A 17,885-nucleotide genomic window follows, 5' to 3' on the forward strand; every position below is an offset into this window, starting at 1 on the left:
TTCAATAGGACTGCTGTCAAGGCAGACGGGCTCATCGGGAGAGCCAAGGGATGGGGTTTCTTCATCCGGAGCTTGCTCCATAGCTGTGTTGGAAGCCGCAAAATTGAAACCGCATTCGTTACAAAACTTACTACCGATTCGGTTGCCGGTGTTGCACTCCGGACAGATAAGTTCAAACTTATGACCACATTCGTTACAAAACCTGGCCCCCTCCTTATTATCCAAATGGCATTCCGGGCATTCCATTTTCACTCTCCTTAAAAATACAGCGAGTTCAATGTCTTTAGGCATACGAATAGTTTCATCTTCGTGCAAACAGACCACCGTTACTATTCATGTTGTGAGAAAAACGAAACGCTTTAATAAGGTAAGAACAGGCCGAAGAGGAAGTTAGATCCGGCTCAAATTTGAAACTCAACTTCAGGGCAGATGTGATTTCGGTGCAATATAAGACAGATACATTATTTGGATTAATGGGTCAAGAAAAGGGTATCTCTTCGGTACAGATACATGGAGACCATCGTGCCTTTTCGGACGAAAAAATAGCTGTTGCCGATGGATGTTATCAACACCAGCGTTTGACATTGCAACATACTGATACCATAACCAACTTCAGCATATCAACACCATGCAAAATTAATCACCCCACCCGTCCTCCTTTATGCCGGTTCCTGGGAAGGCAAGGTCGTCGGTGTATCAGATGGTGACACCATTAAGGTTCTCAAGGACGGCAAGCAGGTCAGGATCCGTCTGGCATCGATCGATTGCCCCGAGAAGGGCCAGCCGTACGGGCAGCAGGCCAAACAGTTTGCATCGGATCTGGTCGCGGGCAAGGTCGTCAAAGTCTGGGAAACCGATACCGACCGGTATGGTCGTATCATCGGGTTCGTGTTTGTCGGTGATAAGAACCTAAACAAGGCTCTCTTGGAAGCCGGTCTCGCGTGGCACTACAAGAAATACAACCGTGATCCTGCACTTGCGAAACTGGAGTATGAGGCAAGGTCCGCCAAACGAGGGCTATGGGTTGAGCCTGATCCGGTCGCGCCGTGGGAGTGGCGGCGGCGGAAGCGGGAATGATGGAAATGACCGCTGTTACCAATATCGTGCCGTTAGAGTGTTGAAGGTCGTTATATAAGCCGATTGGGAAGAGATTGAGGCTCGGCTAATCCCAAAGTATGAGGCGGATTTTGACCTAAAAAGATGGTTACGTGGTTACGAGATGGTTACGAAATAAAAAAGAGGTTTCAGTAAAACCTGTAACCTCTTGATATTATTGGTGGGCCGTGAAGGAATCGAACCTTCAACCTACTGATTAAGAGTCAGGTGCTCTGCCTAGTTGAGCTAACGGCCCACATGAATAAAAATGTCACGTAACAGGTTTAAATGGCGATGTCAAATTGTTTTGCGCCTCGATTTTCGCCGGCGTTCGGATTTCCAGGCCACCTCGTCCCTGCGGCGCTCCTTTTTCGTTCGGTGGCGGGGGAGGGGAGGTTCGGAAAGATCGGGGAAATAGCTGCCCGGGGTTCTCGAACGTTCACTCGTTTTGTCGGGCGTCCCGGTTGCTTCCCTGCCCTGGGCGGCTTTTTTCTCCTTCGGTAGGGCGGGGCCCCGAAAACCGCCTTCCGGGATGTACCGGCTCAGCAACAGGCGTTCGCTCGCACGCATGAACAGGCACCCCAGGTCGTGGGCGATGGATGTGTTTACCGTCAGCAGCACCGGTTTGGGGTCGAACCGGTGGCCGAGTTTGAGCGCCAGGTCTTCTGTCGATGCCAGCACGACATGCCCCCGCCCCATGGGGCCGATCCCCTTTTTCAGCGTGTGGGGATAGGCGCGTCGACGGACGCAGGTGTACAGCAGTGCGGGCGGGTCGGGTTCGTAGCGCCGTTCCGGCAGATGCTCCCTGTCTACAGCGCGGATGCGGTCTTCGAGCACTTCTATGGGCGGGGAAGTGACCGCACACAGAATCTCGTCGATGGCTGCCCGGCGAACAAATCCCCAGCCTTCCTCTTCATTGACGGCTTTCAGGAATTCCTTGATTTTGACGAAACCGTCACCATCCGGCACCAGCCCGAATTCGTCCGGGGTTCTGCCCAGGGCGTATGCCAGCAGCTTGGCCAGTTTTTTAGGATCCCCGTTGCGTTGCATGGTCGTCGATAGTAGCACAACGGCAACCATTAGTGAACCTAAACTCAGATTAGGTGAACCCCAAGGTTGCATAAACAACATGGCAGAGAGTAGATAATGCCTTGTAACAACTTATAAATTCATAAAAACATCGCAGGCCTCTGGATAGAACCACCGGTGCATTCCAAGGATCTTGCCTATTTTGCCATGTTGTTTACCCTTCGGGAAAGCCTGAGAACTTCAGATCCTGCGTTCCTGAGGGTTCGAAGTAAAGAACTACGACGTCACCCTCAGACGCCTTGACTCTGAAGCCCTCAGGCTTTTGCAACGTTGGGGTGAAGGCTCTTGAAATCATGATGGATTTGGCATATAAAATTTCAACCCGGATAAACCGGATGGAATAATGCCTAAGATGAGCGTCCCAAATTTTTTGAACGATTAGAATATACTTATTTTCAATGGATTATAATTCTCTTGATTCCTAAAAAAAAGGATGGAGCCAATGAACAATGAACGATCCGAGAAATTATTTCAACATGCCAAAGAAGTGATCCCCGGCGGCGTGAACAGTCCGGTCAGGGCCTGTAGGAGCGTGGGACGCAACCCGGTGTTCATCGACCGGGCGGAAGGGTGCATGCTTTACGACGCCGATGGGAACGCCTACATCGATTACGTCGGTTCCTGGGGACCTATGATCTTAGGGCATCGCCATCCGGCCGTCGTGAGTGCCGTCAAAGCGACCCTGGGACGGGGGACCAGCTTCGGCGCCCCGACGGACCTGGAGATCGAATTGGCGGAGATGGTTATTGCCGCGGTGCCTTCCATCGACACCGTCCGTTTCGTCAATTCGGGAACGGAAGCCACCATGAGCGCCATCAGGCTGGCCCGGGGCATAACCGGCAGAGACCTGATCGTTAAATTCGACGGCTGCTATCACGGCCACGCGGACACGCTGCTGGTGGAGGCCGGCTCCGGCGTGGCGACCCTCGGCATTCCGGGAAGCCCGGGGGTGCCTGATGCGTTCGCCGCGTATACCATTTCGCTTCCTTTCAATGATCTGGACGCCGTCGAAAAGGTCATGGCAGAAAGAGGGGCGGACGTGGCCTGTATCATCGTCGAACCCGTGGCAGGCAACATGGGCCTCGTTCTGCCGGAAGACGGCTATCTCGCCGGCTTGAGGGCGGCATCGGAAAAGGCCGGCAGCCTTCTCATCTTCGACGAAGTCATCACGGGTTTCCGCGTATCCCTTGGCGGGGCCCAGGCACACTACGGCGTCATGCCGGACCTGACTACCCTGGGAAAAATCATCGGGGGCGGCATGCCGGTGGGGGCCTATGGCGGCAGAAAGGAGCTTATGGACCGGATCGCTCCCGACGGACCGATATACCAGGCCGGGACGCTGTCGGGAAACCCGCTGGCCATGGCGGCCGGGATCGCCACCCTGACGGAGCTGAACAAACCAGGCGTATATGCGGAGTTGGCTCAGAAAACGGAATACCTGACAAAGGGCCTCAAGGAGGCTGCCCGGTCAAGCGGCATACCCGTTGAGATCGACAGCCTTGGTTCCGTTTTCGGCATGTTTTTCAACGATCAGGCTGTCAGAAATATGGCGGATGCCAAAACCAGCGATTTGAACCGTTTCTCCATGTACTACAATGCCATGCTCGAGAACGGGATCTATGTCGCCCCCTCGCAGTTCGAATCCGGTTTCGTTTCCACGGCCCACAAGACGGAACAGCTCGACAAAACCATTAAAACGGCAAAAGCAATATTTGACGGGCTGTGATCGGCGTGGTTTCGTGATCGTTATCCTCGATGTTGCATCCGAAAAGTAGCGCTCACATCCTTATATTCAATGTAATAACAATATATTATAACTTATTTCCCATGTCGCTTGTGCAACCATGAGGTTTTTTTACGACCGACAGCGTGGCGGACAGGAGCGCAGATGCTGAAAAACGGAATACCGGAAGATGTAACATCCATTCACATGATCGCCGTCTGCGGTACGGGCATGGGCGCATTGGCCCTGATGTTGAAGGAGTTGGGATACGCGGTCACCGGTTCGGACCTGAAAGTGTATCCGCCCATGAGTGATTTTTTGAGGGAGAGGGGCATCAGCATCGCCGAAGGGTTCGACGGTGAAAACCTGGCGTACGGACCCGACCTGGTTGTCGTGGGCAACGCCGTGTCGAAGGACAACGCCGAGGTTGTGCGCATGCGTCAAATGGGCCTGCACTTTTGTTCCATGCCTCAGGCGATCAACCGGTTCGTGGCCGCCGGGAAAAAGCAGATTTTGATTACCGGAACCCACGGGAAGACAACCACGGCTTCCATCGTGGCCTGGATTCTGGACTGCGCCGGACTGGACGAAACGTTTTTCATCGGCGGGATTTTAGCCAATTTCAACAGCAACTACCGGTTGGGGCAGGGGGAGCACATCGTCATCGAGGGCGATGAGTACGACACGGCCTTTTTCGACAAGGGGCCGAAGTTCATGCACTACACCCCTGTGGCCGCAGTGCTCGGCAGCGTCGAATTCGATCATGCCGATATCTTCAGAGACGAGGCGCATGTCCTCGATATTTTTTCGGCGTTTGCGGCCGGGCTGAACGGGGACAGCACCCTGTTCGCCTATGACGGCGATGAGAATGTCCGGAAGGTGACGGATGCGGCGGCCTGCAAAGTGACCTCCTACGGCAGTCGCGACGGGTCCCTCTGGCGCATCGGCGATCTTGCGATCAGCCCCCCGTGGTCCGTCTTCGAGGTCCTGAAAGAGGGCGGGACCTACGGGCGGTTCAGGACCCTGCTGCCAGGCAGGCACAATCTTTCGAATCTCCTGGCGGCGATTGCCGTTGCCGATCTGCTCTGCATTCCCAAGGCTGCGGTTCAGGAGGCGCTGGAGACCTTCAAAGGCGTGAAACGGCGCCAGGAGGTGCGGGGCGTGAAGAACGGCGTCGTGGTCATGGATGATTTTGCCCACCACCCGACCGCGGTCAGGGAGACGGTACGGGCCGTGAAGCCTTTTTATCCGGACGGCCGCCTGATCGCCGTGTTCGAGCCCAGGACCAACACCAGTATGCGGGACGTGTTTCAGGACGTCTACCCGCAAAGTTTCGACGGGGCCGATCTGATCTGTATCCGCAAGCCGCCGCTTTTGGAGAAAATACCGCAGGGGGAGCGCTTTTCCTCCCGTAAACTGGTGGCGGATCTCGTGTCGCGGGGAAAGGATGCCCATTTTTTCGAAACCACGGAGGAGATCATCGATTTCTTGAAGAAAGCGGCAAGACCGGGGGATCTCGTTTTGATCATGTCCAACGGGGGGTTCGACAATATCCACGAAAGGCTGCTTGAAGCATTGTAATTCACGGCGCTTCGTTTTAATCAAGTTGGGTTAACGAGTTCCTTGGGTTGATTGCGTTCATTGGGTTAGCGGGCAGTGCACACGCTGTATATCTCTCGCCCACTTCGTTAGGGTTCGGAGCAGAGGCAGACAATGATTGTTAACCGCAGACAGACGCAGACAAACCCATACTTTGGTCTACGGTCTACTGTATACGGCGTGCCTCGTGTCAGGTGTTCGGTGATCAAGTGGTAAGTCGTGAATCGTGAAACGGCTCGAGCCGTGAAAAGTGAAATGTAAGGCGTGAGACGTCTGGGGTCTGACGCCTGACTTCCGTTCCCTCACCTCCAACCTCTGACTTCCGACCTCTTGCAAGCCCCGCATGGTAAAATTATTCTCTGCGTCCTCTGTGGCTCGAGCGCAGCGGGCGTTTCAATTGTTCTTGCTCCCGACTTCAAGCCCTTTACAATTGCCGCAGGGTAAATTTTATACGCACATGGCATTCGAACCAGAATTTTGGGTAAAAAATATACGCCTCTTGATCGGCTTCATGTTGTCAAATCGCCAAAGGAAGGGCCAGCTACTTTAAATTATAAGTAATTTCAATATGATAGAAAAAAATACCGATGCATGGCGCTATGTGGCATGTCGTTTGCTTTTAAATGCTAGCAAGACCAATGAACGTGCAGCAGAAACCCAAATAACTCAAGGAGGAATTCGACATGCGACCATTAAGAAACATCATACTCGCGATTGCAGTGATCGCGGCAGCAGGCATCGGCATCAACGCGTTTGCCCACGGCGGTATGGGCCGGGGCGGCGGCATGATGGGGGATTACGACGGTGGCGGCTGGGGCCATCACGGTCCGGGCTGGCATCAGTGCTACGGTTATGACAATGACAGCGGTGTCCGGTGGAGCGATGAAGATTACCGGAACTTCGAACAGAAGCGCCAGGCTTTTTCCAATGAGACCCGGGAAATAAGGAGCAAACTCCTCGACAAAGAGAGAGAGCTGCATAATGAGCTCGTCAAGGACAACCCGGACGCAGCCAGGGCCGCCCAACTCCAGAAAGAAATTTCTGCATTGCGGTCCGAATTCGATCAAAAACGCGTTGAACACATGGTTAAATTGAGAAAGCAGTACCCGAATATGGGCAGGGGATTTATGGGCGGTGGCCCCATAACGGGCTATGGCACTCCCCGGGGAGGCAGCTACTGCTGGAACTAAACTAACTGCCGGATAAATAGTGTAACATACAAGCGGGCCGGCCCTATGGCCGCCCCGCTCGATTACATCCAAAAAAAATGGCATGACGGCGATCAGGAAAGGTCTATTCTTTCTCTCGCAGAGGGTACAGAGAAAAACCAAAAGATAATCTAACCGCAGACGAACGCAGACAGGCGCAGACAAAAAATATAATCACCTTCGGTGAAAAAAGATCAACAGCGATCGGCGGTCTGCCAGAAATCATTGTTTATCTGCGGTTGAAGAATAAATGAACTTAACCGTGTTCTCTGCGTACTCTAACGATGTGGGCGAGAGATAAGCCGACGTTGGCGGAATATACGAAACACCGGTGTTCCTCCAGGTTGGTCAGTTCCCATTCTCGATCGTATTTAATTCTAGGGAGAGTCGGTGAAACCGGTTCTCCCTTCCTTTTTGCGGAATTGCGGGAAACGTGGTATCTGCAATGGTGATCGGGGAAACCGCATGGGCAGCGGATGGTGGTATAGCAGGTTGTTTCAGGGGCTTTGGAAACATTCATGGACGGTTGCTGCCGTCATTGGAGCCAAGGAGTGATCTCATGGGTAGCTTTTCGGAGTATGACGCGTATGATGCGCTTGGCCTGGCCGAACTGGTTCGCAAGGGGGAGGTGACGCCGGCCGAGCTTTGTGAAACGGCAATCGAGGTCGTCGAACGTGAAAATGCATCCCTCAATGCCGTGGTGACCCCCATGTACGAACAGGGGCGACAGGCTGCCGGCGGATCGCTGCCGGATGGCCCTTTTGCGGGCGTGCCCCTGCTGATCAAGGACCTGGGGTATGCCTATGCCGGCGTACCGCAGTCCAGGGGCTGCCGGGCGATGAAGGATTTCATTCCGGACCACGACGATGAAATGGTCCGGCGATTAAAAAATACGGGCGCGGTTATTCTGGGCAGGACCAACACGCCCGAATTCGGCCTGCTGGCCGTCACCGAACCGGAGCTTTTCGGCGCGTGCCGCAATCCGTGGAACACGGATTACACGCCCGGGGGCTCGAGCGGCGGATCCGCTGCGGCCGTGGCTGCCGGTATGGTGCCCTTTGCGGCCGGCGGTGACGGGGGCGGATCGATCCGCATTCCTGCGGCCTGCTGCGGCCTGTTCGGGTTGAAACCCACCCGCGGGCGCAATCCTTCAGGGCCCGATCACGGGCGGGTGTGGCAGGGTGCGGTTCAGGAGCACGTGATTACCCGTACGGTGCGGGACAGCGCCGCCATGCTGGATCAGACCCAGGGGGCGGACGTCGGCGCACCTTATGAAATCCGGCCGCCCGCGGGCAGTTACCTGGAGGCCCTGGCAGGGGAACCGGGGACATTGAAGATCGCCTTCAATACCCGGTCGCCATTGCAAACCAATGTGCACGCGGATTGCATACGTGCCGTTGAAAGGACCGCCCGCCTGCTCGAAAATATGGGCCATCACGTCGAGGAAGCGGCGCCGGACGTTGACGGTCAGGCATTGGCAAAAAGCTACCTGGCCATGTATTTCGGTGAAGTGGCTGCCGATATCCAGGCACTGTCGGGCATATTGGGCCGCAAGGCCAAACCGGGGGACGTGGAGACATTGACCTGGACCCTCGGGCTCTTGGGGCGAACCTTTTCTTCCGGGGATATGGTCGGCGCCATGCGTCAGTGGGACCTTGCCGCCCGGCGTATGGGCCGGTTTTTCGAGACCTACGATCTCTACCTGACACCTACCACCGCTTATCCCCCGGCAAGGATCGGAGAGCTCAAACCCTCGGCTAGCGAAAACCTGATGATGAAACTGGTCAATACCCTCAATCTGGGGGGGCTGTTGAAAGCCTCAGGCATAGTGGACCAGATGGCAATAAAAAGCCTGGAACGGACGCCTTTTACCCAGGTGGCCAATCTGTGCGGCCTGCCCGCCATGTCCGTGCCCCTCTACTGGAGCGGGGAGGGCCTGCCGTTGGGGTCGCAGTTTATCGCCCGGTTCGGCAATGAAACCCTGCTGTTTAAATTGGCGGCACAGTTGGAAAAAGCCAGACCGTGGTTCGACAAGCGGCCGCCGGCCAAGCGACCCTAAGTTGAGTGTTTTTACATTTTCGGACTATTGGCCGCCTAATATACATTCGCCTTGCGGTTAATGAAAAAGCGAACGGCTGGGGTCGTTAAGCCGATAACCCAATGAACTCAAGTAACTCGAAGAACCCACTAACCCAAGCAGCCCAATAAACCCGCTAACTCAAAATAATCTGTTGACAGCGAGTGGTTATTTCGTTAACCACGATTTTCTTAGTGGATAACGAGATGGAAGCGGGTGATGAAAGAACGAATTCTGGCGGCATTGAGGGAAGAAAAGGGGGTTGTCTCCGGTGAAGTGCTCAGCGGGCGGCTGGGCGTTTCGCGCGTGGCGGTCTGGAAGCACATACAGAAGCTCCGGGATGCCGGTTACGACATACGATCCACGGCCAAGGGCTACCGGCTGCATGCGTCGCCCGACATCCCCTATGCCTGGGAATTTCCCGGCAGGACGCCCGGGGTCAGGTATGTCGAGCGAACATCGTCGACCATGGACCTTGCCAGGGACCTGGCCCGCAAAGGGGCCCCGGGGTTTACCGTGGTGGTGGCCGGGATTCAGGAAAAGGGTCGCGGCCGCCTCGAGCGGGTTTGGCAGTCGCCCGAAGGGGGGCTATATTTCACGATGGTGCTGCGGCCGGATATTCCTCCCTATGCGAGCGCCCGGGTCAACTTTGCGGCATCGCTGACGCTGGCGCAGACCCTGGAGCAGGTGTGCGGTCTGCCCGTCCGGGTAAAATGGCCCAACGACCTGCTGGCGGGCGAAAGGAAGATATCGGGCATGCTTTCCGAAATGGAGGTCGAAGGCGACCTGGTGTCTTTCATCAACATCGGCATCGGCATCAACGTCAACAACGACCCGCCGCCCGATGTGGATTATGCCGCATCGATCCGCCAGCTGACGGGCAGGGACCATTCGAGGGTCGAGATCCTGTCCCGGTTTCTGGACGCCTTTGAAGCATATCTGGATCAAGGCGACTTGAATACCGTCATGACGGCATGGAAACGCCAAACGGCCACCATAGGGAAGAGTGTGACCATAAGAACGACCGGCAGCACCTTCCGGGGGAAGGCCGTGGATGTGGATGAAAACGGTGCCCTGATTCTGGAGACGGACACCGGTGAGCGCCAGACCGTCATTTATGGGGACTGCTTCCATCAAAATGCATGAGATTCCAAGTGATCAGATACGCTGAACGGTCGGGATCTCATTCATTTCGTGTATATTTTATTCGGTCATTTGAAGGGTCGGGGAATTTAACCCCAGGTCCCTCGTCATCCCAGCGAAGGAGGCTGCGTCACAATCCGCTTTGGCAGGGTAAAAACCCTGCGCTGCATGATCGGGTAAACAGATGGATAGAACCAAAGTATGTATAATCAAACGGTTATCAATGCAGGCCAGGGCTTTAGCCCTGAAAACTTTTCCTGGTAGCGCTATTTTGTGAATAATGAAACAGGCTCGAAGGCGGGAATCCAGAAAGCGATCAACGATATGCTCTGGACATCCCCTTCGTGGGGATGATTGAAAAACACACCCCGACGGCTCGGTTAAACGAAATACAACTGAAAGAGGGCAAACCCCAGCGTTGCAGGAAAACACCAACCAGTTGCGCATGACCGCGTACGCATCATTGATGGCGGCCCTGATAGCCGTGGGGGCGTACATCGCCGTTCCCATCGGGCCGGTGCCCATCGTCTTGCAGAACCTGTTGGTCTTCATGGCCGGCCTGCTGCTGGGGGCCAAATGGGGGGGCGCCGCCGTTGCAACCTACCTGCTTGCCGGGATTTGTGGATTGCCGGTGTTCGCCGGCGGAAAAGGGGGCATCGGGCACATCGTCGGTCCCACCGGCGGCTATCTCGTCGGCTTTTTGCCGGCGGTCTGCTGCATCGGTGCCGTTTCAGAGAAGGGCCGGGGCCGGGCCGTGTTCGATGTGGCCGGCATGCTCTTGGGCACGGCAGTGGTTTATTGCCTGGGAGTTGCCTGGCTCAAGCTGGCGACCGGCATGAGCCTGGCAAAAAGCCTGGCCCTTGGCGTGTATCCTTTTCTGATCGGCGACGCCCTCAAGATTGCCGTCGCCGTTCCGCTGGCTAAGAAGCTGCGACAGGTAATCCGATAAAAACGGAAGTTGATCAAGATGAGCGACGACATCGTCATAGAAGTGAGAAACCTCTCGCACCGTTTCCAGAACGGCGTGACCGGGGTGGACGCGGTGAACCTTTGCATCCGCAAGGGGGAGTTTGTCATCGTGGCCGGGCCCAACGGGTCCGGCAAAACCACCCTGCTGCGGCACTTCAACGGCCTGGTCCGGCCCTCGGAAGGCGCGGTGCTGATCAAGGGGGTCCCGGTCGGGGAAGATCTGCTGCGGGCCCGGCGGCTGGTGGGGATGGTTTTTCAAGATGCCGACAGTCAGATCGTGGGAGAAACCGTGAAAGAGGATGTGGCCTTCGGCCCCGAGAACCTGGGCATGGACCCGTCGAGTGTCGATCGTTACACCGAACGCGCCCTGGCAAAGGTAGGGCTGCAGCACCTGGCGGGCGCCTTGCCCCACCTGCTGTCCGGCGGGGAGAAACGCAGGCTGGCCATCGCCGGTATTCTTTCCATGCAGCCGGAGATCATCATTTTCGATGAGCCGTTTTCCAATCTGGACTACCCGGGCATATGCCAGGTGGTAGGACAGATGCGGACGTTGCAGGGCGAGGGGCACGCCGTCGTGGTGAGCAGCCACGATCTGGATCCGGTTATCGGCCTCGCCGACCGGCTGGTGATCATGGGAAAAGGCAAAATCGTCAGGGACAGTCCCCCGGGACTGGGTGCCGGGGAGGCGGTTTCCTTCGGCCTGCGCCCCATCGCGGAGGGTACGGGCTTATGGCAACCGGCATAACCGCATTTCATTTTTGTCCCGGCAACACGCCGGTGCACTCCCTGGACCCGCGCTTCAAGCTCATTCTCATGGCAGCCGGAAGCCTTGCCGTGCTCGATGCGTCCACTGCGGCGCTGGCGTTTCTGAGTGCCGCAGTGCTTCTTGTCAGCCTGATCGCCCGTTTGGACCTGCTGTCCGCCGTCCGTGACCTGCGCTATTTTTTCTTTCTCCTGGCGGTGGTGTTTACAGCCAGGGCAATCTTCACACCCGGGGAGCCCCTGGTTCAGATCTGGGTTCTTAAAATCGGCAGGGCGGGTATTGCCGACGGGGCGGTGGTTTGCTGGCGGTTTCTGGTAGTGGTTGTCATGGGATTGATCCTGATTGCCACGACGAGGGTTGCGGACATCAAGCGCTCGGCTGCCTGGTTTTTCAGGCCCGTTCCGGGGATACCGGAGAGGCGGGTGGCGACCATGCTGGGGCTGCTGGTGCGGTTTATCCCCGTCATCTTTGCCCGGGCAAAGGAGGTGTCGGCCGCCCAGAGCGCACGGTGCATCGGGGCGCGCCGCAACCCGTTCTACCGTCTGAGGGTGTATGCGCTACCCCTTTTACGCGGCGTATTCCGGGATGCCGACAACCTGGCCGTGGCCATGGAAGCCCGCGCCTATGGGGAAACGGGCGACGTCCGGATGGCGAAAGCCCGCGCCGGAGATTGGGCGATTCTGCTCTGCGGGATCTGCCTTTGTGCGTGCATCTTGATTTTGAAATGAATTTATGCGAAAATACGAAAATTATATTGACAGCGGAAAAGAAAGGGATTAGAGATTCAGATTTCATAGGGCCGTTAACTCAGTCGGTAGAGTATCTGCCTTTTAAGCAGAGAGTCGCGCGTTCGAGCCGCGCACGGCCCACCAAAACAGACGCTTCAATTTGCGTCCCCATCGTCTAGCCTGGTCCAGGACACCGGCCTTTCACGCCGGCAACAGGGGTTCGAATCCCCTTGGGGACGCCACCAATAAAAACAGGGACTTGGAATTAATTCCGAGTCCCTGTTTCATTCTGAAGAAGAAATATTCCAACCGTATTTCCAACCTTTGAGGCAATTTTCACATAGAGATATGTATAAAGGATTCTAACGGTGCGGTGGATTATCCATCGGCCTTCCGGCTCCAGCGCATATTTCATGGGGTATCAATTATCCTTGCATAAAACCCCAATCGCAATCATGCTCAAACAACAAGTCTGCTATCCAGATAATCGAAAAGTTGTATGCGGTCATCAGGAAACTCAAAAGCCACGAGAAATAACCCTAAAACTTCTGAAATCTGAATAGAAGGTGTAGGAGGATGAGAGGGGAGGGCGTTGATTATAAAACAAATCCATTGGATTCCATAATATTGAAGAAATTTTCTGCGAATACAGGTGATGTTATAAAATTGAGGAGACTTGATACGCAATCTGTATATAAGAAGGACGGCCTCAAATCTTGGATTACATCATAAATTATAATAAAATTAATAAGATATGTTAAATCATACAATCAACACTAGTTACCTGTCTCCTATATCGGCGTAATCTTCGACCATTCCAGCAATTGTGAGCTAAAAATTTACATTCTAAACCTCTAATGCAATGAGAAATAGAACCTGTCCGCATATTAATTGTTCTCAAAGCACGGGACAAGGGGAAGGCTTATGCCGCCTTGTAGATTACCGCGGCAAGGGATACTATCACCCCCTTCATGGCAATTTATATTGATTTCAGACGCCATGTAGTTTAATGGATAACTTTCTTGAAAACAAAGGCAAACAAAAGAATGGAGATGAAAAAAATGGACAGCCAGACTATAGATAAGATTGTTGACGGACTAAAAGAAAACGGAGCCAAATTGGCTGCCTGCTCCTTTGTGGACAGTGCCGGTATATCTCGGGTTAAGACAATACCCATCAGCAAGCTGGTGAGTGCTGCTAAAAACGGTATCGGCATTTCCTACACGTTTGCCGTTTTCGGAGTCAATGACCACATTACGACGGCACCGGGATTTGACACACCATCGGGTGACATGCGCCTGATCCCTGATTTAAATGCCGCGGTTTCTCTATACGGTGCACCGGGATGGATCTGGGCACCCGTATGGCAGTACGACCAGGAATTGAATATAATGCCAGTGTGCCAGCGGCACTTTGCCCAAAGAATGATTGAGGTAGCATCGAAAAAAGGCATTTCCTTTCAAATGACTTTTGAAGTGGAATTTACGCTCCTGGATGAATCCGATCAACCCGTTGGAATGGGTTTACCAGGCTATGGCATTGTCAAGCTAATTCCAATTGAGACATTTCTGGTCGAGTTGACAGAGGCTCTTGAAAGCCAGGGCATCAGCCCAGCCCAGCTGCATCCGGAATATTCTGCAGGGCAGTACGAAATCTCCGTAGACCCACGTGATCCTCTGGTCGCAGCTGATCAATTGCTGCTGTTGCGCCAGACCATCTGTCGTATAGCACAAAAATACGGTTTCAGGGCCGCTTTTGCACCGGTAGTCATACCGGGAGAGGTGGGGAATGGGACCCATCTCCATTTCAGTGCGTGGTCCGAAGGGAAGAATCTTTTTACAGGCGGAGATGGGCCACAGGAACTGACCACTGAAGGAGAGCATATGGCTGCCGGTGTGCTTGAAAGGCTTTCAGAAATGACGAGCCTTCTGGCAACCAGCGTGCTGAGCTATGAGCGTCTTCAACCGTCCAATTGGGCCGGTGCATACACATGCTGGGGTTGGGAGAACAGGGAAGCAGCCTTGCGTCTATGCAAGGGCACCAAAACCATACGATCGAAAACAGCGAATTTTGAGCTTAAATCCATTGACGGCACGATCAACCCCTACCTGGTTGTGGGCATCCTGATAGCTGCCGCCATGGATGGGCTGGAGCGAAAGGCTATACTGCCGGAGCCGATTCAGGTCAATCCTGCTGATCTGTCCGAAGATGAGCGTAACCAAAAAAGTGTTCAGCAGTTGAGCGCTAACCTTAAGGAAGCCATCGATCAGCTCGAAAAATCGACATTCGTAAAACGTGCTTTGGGCAATTCGCTTTACGAATGCTACTTGGCCGTGAAAAAGTTTGACTGGGAATGCTACGGTTCTATGGAATTTGAAAAGATGGTTGAAGATTTGCGTTGGCGGTATGCATAAAACCCGTTTCAAATATGGGGACAAATGGAGGTGAGGTCCAAGAGAAATGACAGTAAAAGATGAATTGGATTTCAGTGCAGTACCTGTGGTGGATGCCCACTGTCACGGGTTCAACCGCGAGGATATTACTGATGCCGATCCTTCGGGATGGCTGGACCGACTGACTTTGATGGGTATGTGCTTAGGCTCTTCCAACACAGCCGACAAGGGGTTGACTCGCCTGCTTCCTGAAATGACCAACAGTACGCTGCTCACCTCTGCAGCCAAACGATGGCTGGCGAGTTTTTTCAATTGTGAACCCGAGGCCGTTCCCGAAAAACGGCAAGAAACACTTGCAGAGGACTGTTCTGCATATATAAAGCAGCTTCTTTCCGATCAAAATATTGTGGGTCTTTTTGTAGATGACGGGTATCCCCAACCCCGGGTGGCGCCTGAAGATTTTGAGGCGCTCACCGGTGCACCGGTTCATCGTGTTGTGAGAATCGAACCGCTGATTCTGTCGGCGATTCATAATGCAGATAATTTTATTGACTGTGAAAAACGATATGTGGAGTTGCTTGAACAAGCGGCAAAAGACCCCAGAACGATCGCCTTCAAGACCATTATCGCTTACCGAACAGGACTTGATGTGGCAAATCCTTCTCAGGAGCAGGTGAAAAAATATTATACGGAATGGAAAGCCGCGAATTGGCGGGAAGATCGATCGGTATCCAAACCGGTCAGGGACCACCTGCTGCATGTTGCCATGGGAGTGGCCAACGATGTGGGGATACCCTTCCATATACATACCGGGGGGGGGGATCCTGATGTTCTGCTACGTTACGCAAGGCCGTCACTATTGAAGCCCCTACTCGGTCGCTACATGGCGCAGTCCATCGTTCTGATTCACGGTGGATACCCCTGGATGGAGGAAACTGCTTTTCTGGCTTCAATATTCCCCAGGGCTTATGTGGAACTCTCGGTCATGACACCTTGGAGCACCCTCTACATCGACCGAGCGCTTGAGCTGTTTCTTGGATCTGTTCCCGCCAACAAAATATTTCACGGATCGGATGAGGCTTCCGAACCGGAATTGTTCTGGCTCGCAGCCAGGCAAACCAAGGCGGCATTGAAGCGGGTTCTGACACGTGCTGTGGAACTTGATATGCTTTCCATGGAAAACGCAAAAAAAATCGGTACAGGGATTTTATCTCGAAATGCGCTTGAGCTTCACGGATTGTCAGTGTAGAAAGAGGCCGGATTGACGGAACAAAAGGATACTGCCCAAGCAGTCAGAAACTGTATCGACGATATCAGCCTGCGGCTCAATGATTACCTTGACCTGCTGGCAGCGGTTGTTGATATTGACTCCGGTGAAGATCTTCCCGCGGGCATTCTGGCCGTTGAACAAAGAATCGCCGGGGCGCTGAATGGTGAACAAACCAGATTTCTATGGAAAGAAACTGATAATAAGATCAGCCATTTTAAAGCCACCATTCCCGGAGGCCCTGGTCAGGTTGTCTTACTCGGCCATGCTGACACCGTTTTCAAAAAAGGCACCAGCAAGGAACGCCCCTTCAGTATCCAGGGCGCCCGGGCTTTCGGCCCGGGTGTTATTGACATGAAAGGGGGGCTTGTCCTGGCGCTGGCGACTGTCAACTGGTTGATTGAAAACAAGCTTTCCTTTCCGACCATCGAACTCCTGGTTGTTGGTGACGAAGAGACCAGGACCACGCCTCCGCCATTCATCAAAGAATTGGAAAAGGCGTCAGCCTGCTTTGTGTTGGAGTGCGGCCGGCCCGGCGGCGGTTTTGTCGTATCGCGCAAAGGAGGTGTCTGGGCTACGGTTTCCTGTACAGGTTTTCCTGCTCACGCGGGAACAGAGCCTGACAAGGGGAAAAATGCCATTCTGGCATTGTGCAGGGAAGTGCAGAGAATCTCCAGTCTGGATAGTTTGAGTGATGATTTGACAGTAGGCACCGGGACGATAGCCGGTGGTACGGCGGTGAATGTCGTTCCTGAGTACGCAGAAGCACGTATTGATATTCGGTCGGCAGACGACATGGCCATAGCTGACATGATCAGGCGTATTGGAGAATTCGAGGATCATGAAGGCATATCGCTGAATTTGGTTTGTGATCTGAGATGGCCTGCAATGACGCGTGGCAGGAATGAATCACTTATCACTCTATATGAAAAGGTGGCAGAAGATGCAGGTGCTGCCGTCTTTTCTGTATCAACCGGTGGCATGTCCGATGGCAACTGGTTTGCAAACATGGGCATTCCAACACTCGACGGATTGGGGCCCATCGGCGGATTGGACCATGGTCCGGACGAGTATATGGAAATATCTTCATTTGCGGTGAGGGCTGGTTTGCTGGCAGGTATGCTTATGGTTTTGGAGAGCCCTTGATTGCTTTGACGAGTTTCGCTTAAAAGAAATCTTACCAGTTTAAGCTTCATCCTGTTAGCGCTAATTTTTAGTGTTAAACCAAAAAAGGGAAGGAGAGAAAAATGAAGAAGTTATTGGTATTGATCATGGTATTGGGAATGGTTGCTATGGGCACTTCCCCGGCAGCAGCAGAAAGTACGATAAAAATAGGCCATCCCGGTGATTTTAGCGGTCCTTATTCATTTTATGATGCCCCAGTACGCAACGGTGCAGAGTTTGCCATCGAAGAAATCAATAAGGCCGGTGGTGTCCTTGGTAGAAAGCTCGAGCTTGTTGCCAGAGACTGCCGCAACGAACAGGGGTTGGGTGTGCGCCTGGCTGAAGAATTGATTGATGAAGGTGTGGTTTATATCATTGCAACCACCGGTGACCCTGCACTTGCCCAGGGCGCTGTAGCTTGTTCATCTGGGGTTCCCATTTCCACGGGTGACGGAACTGCGCCGACGCTGGTTGGCGACATGGGAGATTGTGCTTTTCAGATCTGCATGTCGGATAACATCCAGGGAGCCTTAGCCGCCGAATATGCCTACAAAAAGGGTTACCGCAAGGCTTTCATGGTTTATTCGACGGAGATTCCCTATACCAATAATCTTCCCGAGTATTTTAAGAAGGCATTTGAAAAGCTTGGTGGTGAAATATTGGGCTA

The 17,885-nt window shown here is 53.8% G+C and carries 15 protein-coding genes and 3 tRNA genes; 15 read left to right on the top strand and 3 right to left on the bottom strand.

All coding sequences use genetic code 11. The annotated features are described in order from the left end of the window. Positions 1-315: zinc ribbon domain-containing protein (locus LJE94_15030; protein ID MCG6911423.1), on the bottom strand; the 315-nt coding region annotated here is incomplete at its 3' end. A gap of 435 nt (positions 316-750) precedes the next feature. On the opposite strand from LJE94_15030, the gene LJE94_15035 reads away from it, so the two are divergent. Beyond that, positions 751-1,077: a thermonuclease family protein gene (locus LJE94_15035; GenBank protein ID MCG6911424.1), complete on the top strand. Its 327-nt coding sequence runs from the start codon at positions 751-753 to the stop codon at positions 1,075-1,077. A gap of 197 nt (positions 1,078-1,274) precedes the next feature. On the opposite strand, the gene LJE94_15040 is transcribed toward LJE94_15035, so the two are convergent. Together LJE94_15040 and LJE94_15045 are read right to left on the bottom strand one after the other, a co-directional pair. Further along, a tRNA-Lys gene (locus tag LJE94_15040) sits at positions 1,275-1,351 on the bottom strand. A gap of 41 nt (positions 1,352-1,392) precedes the next feature. Continuing rightward, complete coding sequence (locus tag LJE94_15045; GenBank protein ID MCG6911425.1) at positions 1,393-2,163, bottom strand: RNA 2'-phosphotransferase; 771 nt, start codon at positions 2,161-2,163, stop codon at positions 1,393-1,395. Between the two features lie 463 nt (positions 2,164-2,626). On the opposite strand from LJE94_15045, the gene hemL reads away from it, so the two are divergent. The 14 genes from hemL to LJE94_15115 form a co-directional block, all read left to right on the top strand. Then, a complete protein-coding gene (hemL, locus tag LJE94_15050; GenBank protein MCG6911426.1) occupies positions 2,627-3,910 on the top strand; it encodes a glutamate-1-semialdehyde 2,1-aminomutase in 1,284 nt (427 codons plus the stop codon). 162 nt (positions 3,911-4,072) lie between these two features. Further along, positions 4,073-5,488, top strand: coding sequence for a UDP-N-acetylmuramate--L-alanine ligase (locus LJE94_15055; protein ID MCG6911427.1), 1,416 nt, complete (start codon positions 4,073-4,075; stop codon positions 5,486-5,488). Between the two features lie 701 nt (positions 5,489-6,189). Then, positions 6,190-6,696: a periplasmic heavy metal sensor gene (locus LJE94_15060; GenBank protein MCG6911428.1), complete on the top strand. Its 507-nt coding sequence runs from the start codon at positions 6,190-6,192 to the stop codon at positions 6,694-6,696. 577 nt (positions 6,697-7,273) lie between these two features. Then, positions 7,274-8,773 (top strand): amidase, encoded by a 1,500-nt coding sequence (locus LJE94_15065; GenBank protein MCG6911429.1) that lies wholly within the window; start codon positions 7,274-7,276, stop codon positions 8,771-8,773. A gap of 237 nt (positions 8,774-9,010) precedes the next feature. Then, positions 9,011-9,937: a biotin--[acetyl-CoA-carboxylase] ligase gene (locus LJE94_15070; protein MCG6911430.1), complete on the top strand. Its 927-nt coding sequence runs from the start codon at positions 9,011-9,013 to the stop codon at positions 9,935-9,937. A gap of 442 nt (positions 9,938-10,379) precedes the next feature. After that, positions 10,380-10,883, top strand: a complete 504-nt coding sequence (locus LJE94_15075; GenBank protein ID MCG6911431.1) for a biotin transporter BioY — start codon at positions 10,380-10,382, stop codon at positions 10,881-10,883. A gap of 18 nt (positions 10,884-10,901) precedes the next feature. Next, complete coding sequence (locus LJE94_15080) at positions 10,902-11,648, top strand: energy-coupling factor ABC transporter ATP-binding protein (protein ID MCG6911432.1); 747 nt, start codon at positions 10,902-10,904, stop codon at positions 11,646-11,648. Beyond that, entirely contained in the window at positions 11,633-12,394 is a 762-nt protein-coding gene (locus LJE94_15085; protein ID MCG6911433.1) for an energy-coupling factor transporter transmembrane protein EcfT, read from the top strand. The genes LJE94_15080 and LJE94_15085 overlap by 16 nt, the downstream gene beginning before the upstream one ends. A 68-nt stretch (positions 12,395-12,462) precedes the next feature. Next, a tRNA-Lys gene (locus LJE94_15090) sits at positions 12,463-12,538 on the top strand. A gap of 20 nt (positions 12,539-12,558) precedes the next feature. Further along, positions 12,559-12,636: transfer RNA gene (locus LJE94_15095), tRNA-Glu, on the top strand. Positions 12,637-13,416: 780 nt separating this feature from the next. Continuing rightward, complete coding sequence (locus tag LJE94_15100) at positions 13,417-14,808, top strand: glutamine synthetase family protein (GenBank protein MCG6911434.1); 1,392 nt, start codon at positions 13,417-13,419, stop codon at positions 14,806-14,808. Between the two features lie 46 nt (positions 14,809-14,854). Next, positions 14,855-16,036 (top strand): amidohydrolase family protein, encoded by a 1,182-nt coding sequence (locus LJE94_15105; protein MCG6911435.1) that lies wholly within the window; start codon positions 14,855-14,857, stop codon positions 16,034-16,036. A 12-nt stretch (positions 16,037-16,048) separates the two neighbouring features. Continuing rightward, a complete protein-coding gene (locus LJE94_15110) occupies positions 16,049-17,200 on the top strand; it encodes a M20/M25/M40 family metallo-hydrolase (GenBank protein MCG6911436.1) in 1,152 nt (383 codons plus the stop codon). A 101-nt stretch (positions 17,201-17,301) separates the two neighbouring features. Continuing rightward, the coding region (locus tag LJE94_15115; GenBank protein MCG6911437.1) for an ABC transporter substrate-binding protein at positions 17,302-17,885 on the top strand (584 nt) is incomplete at its 3' end.

The sequence above is a fragment of the Deltaproteobacteria bacterium genome (genome assembly GCA_022340465.1).
Classification (GTDB): Bacteria; Desulfobacterota; Desulfobacteria; order Desulfobacterales; family B30-G6; genus JAJDNW01.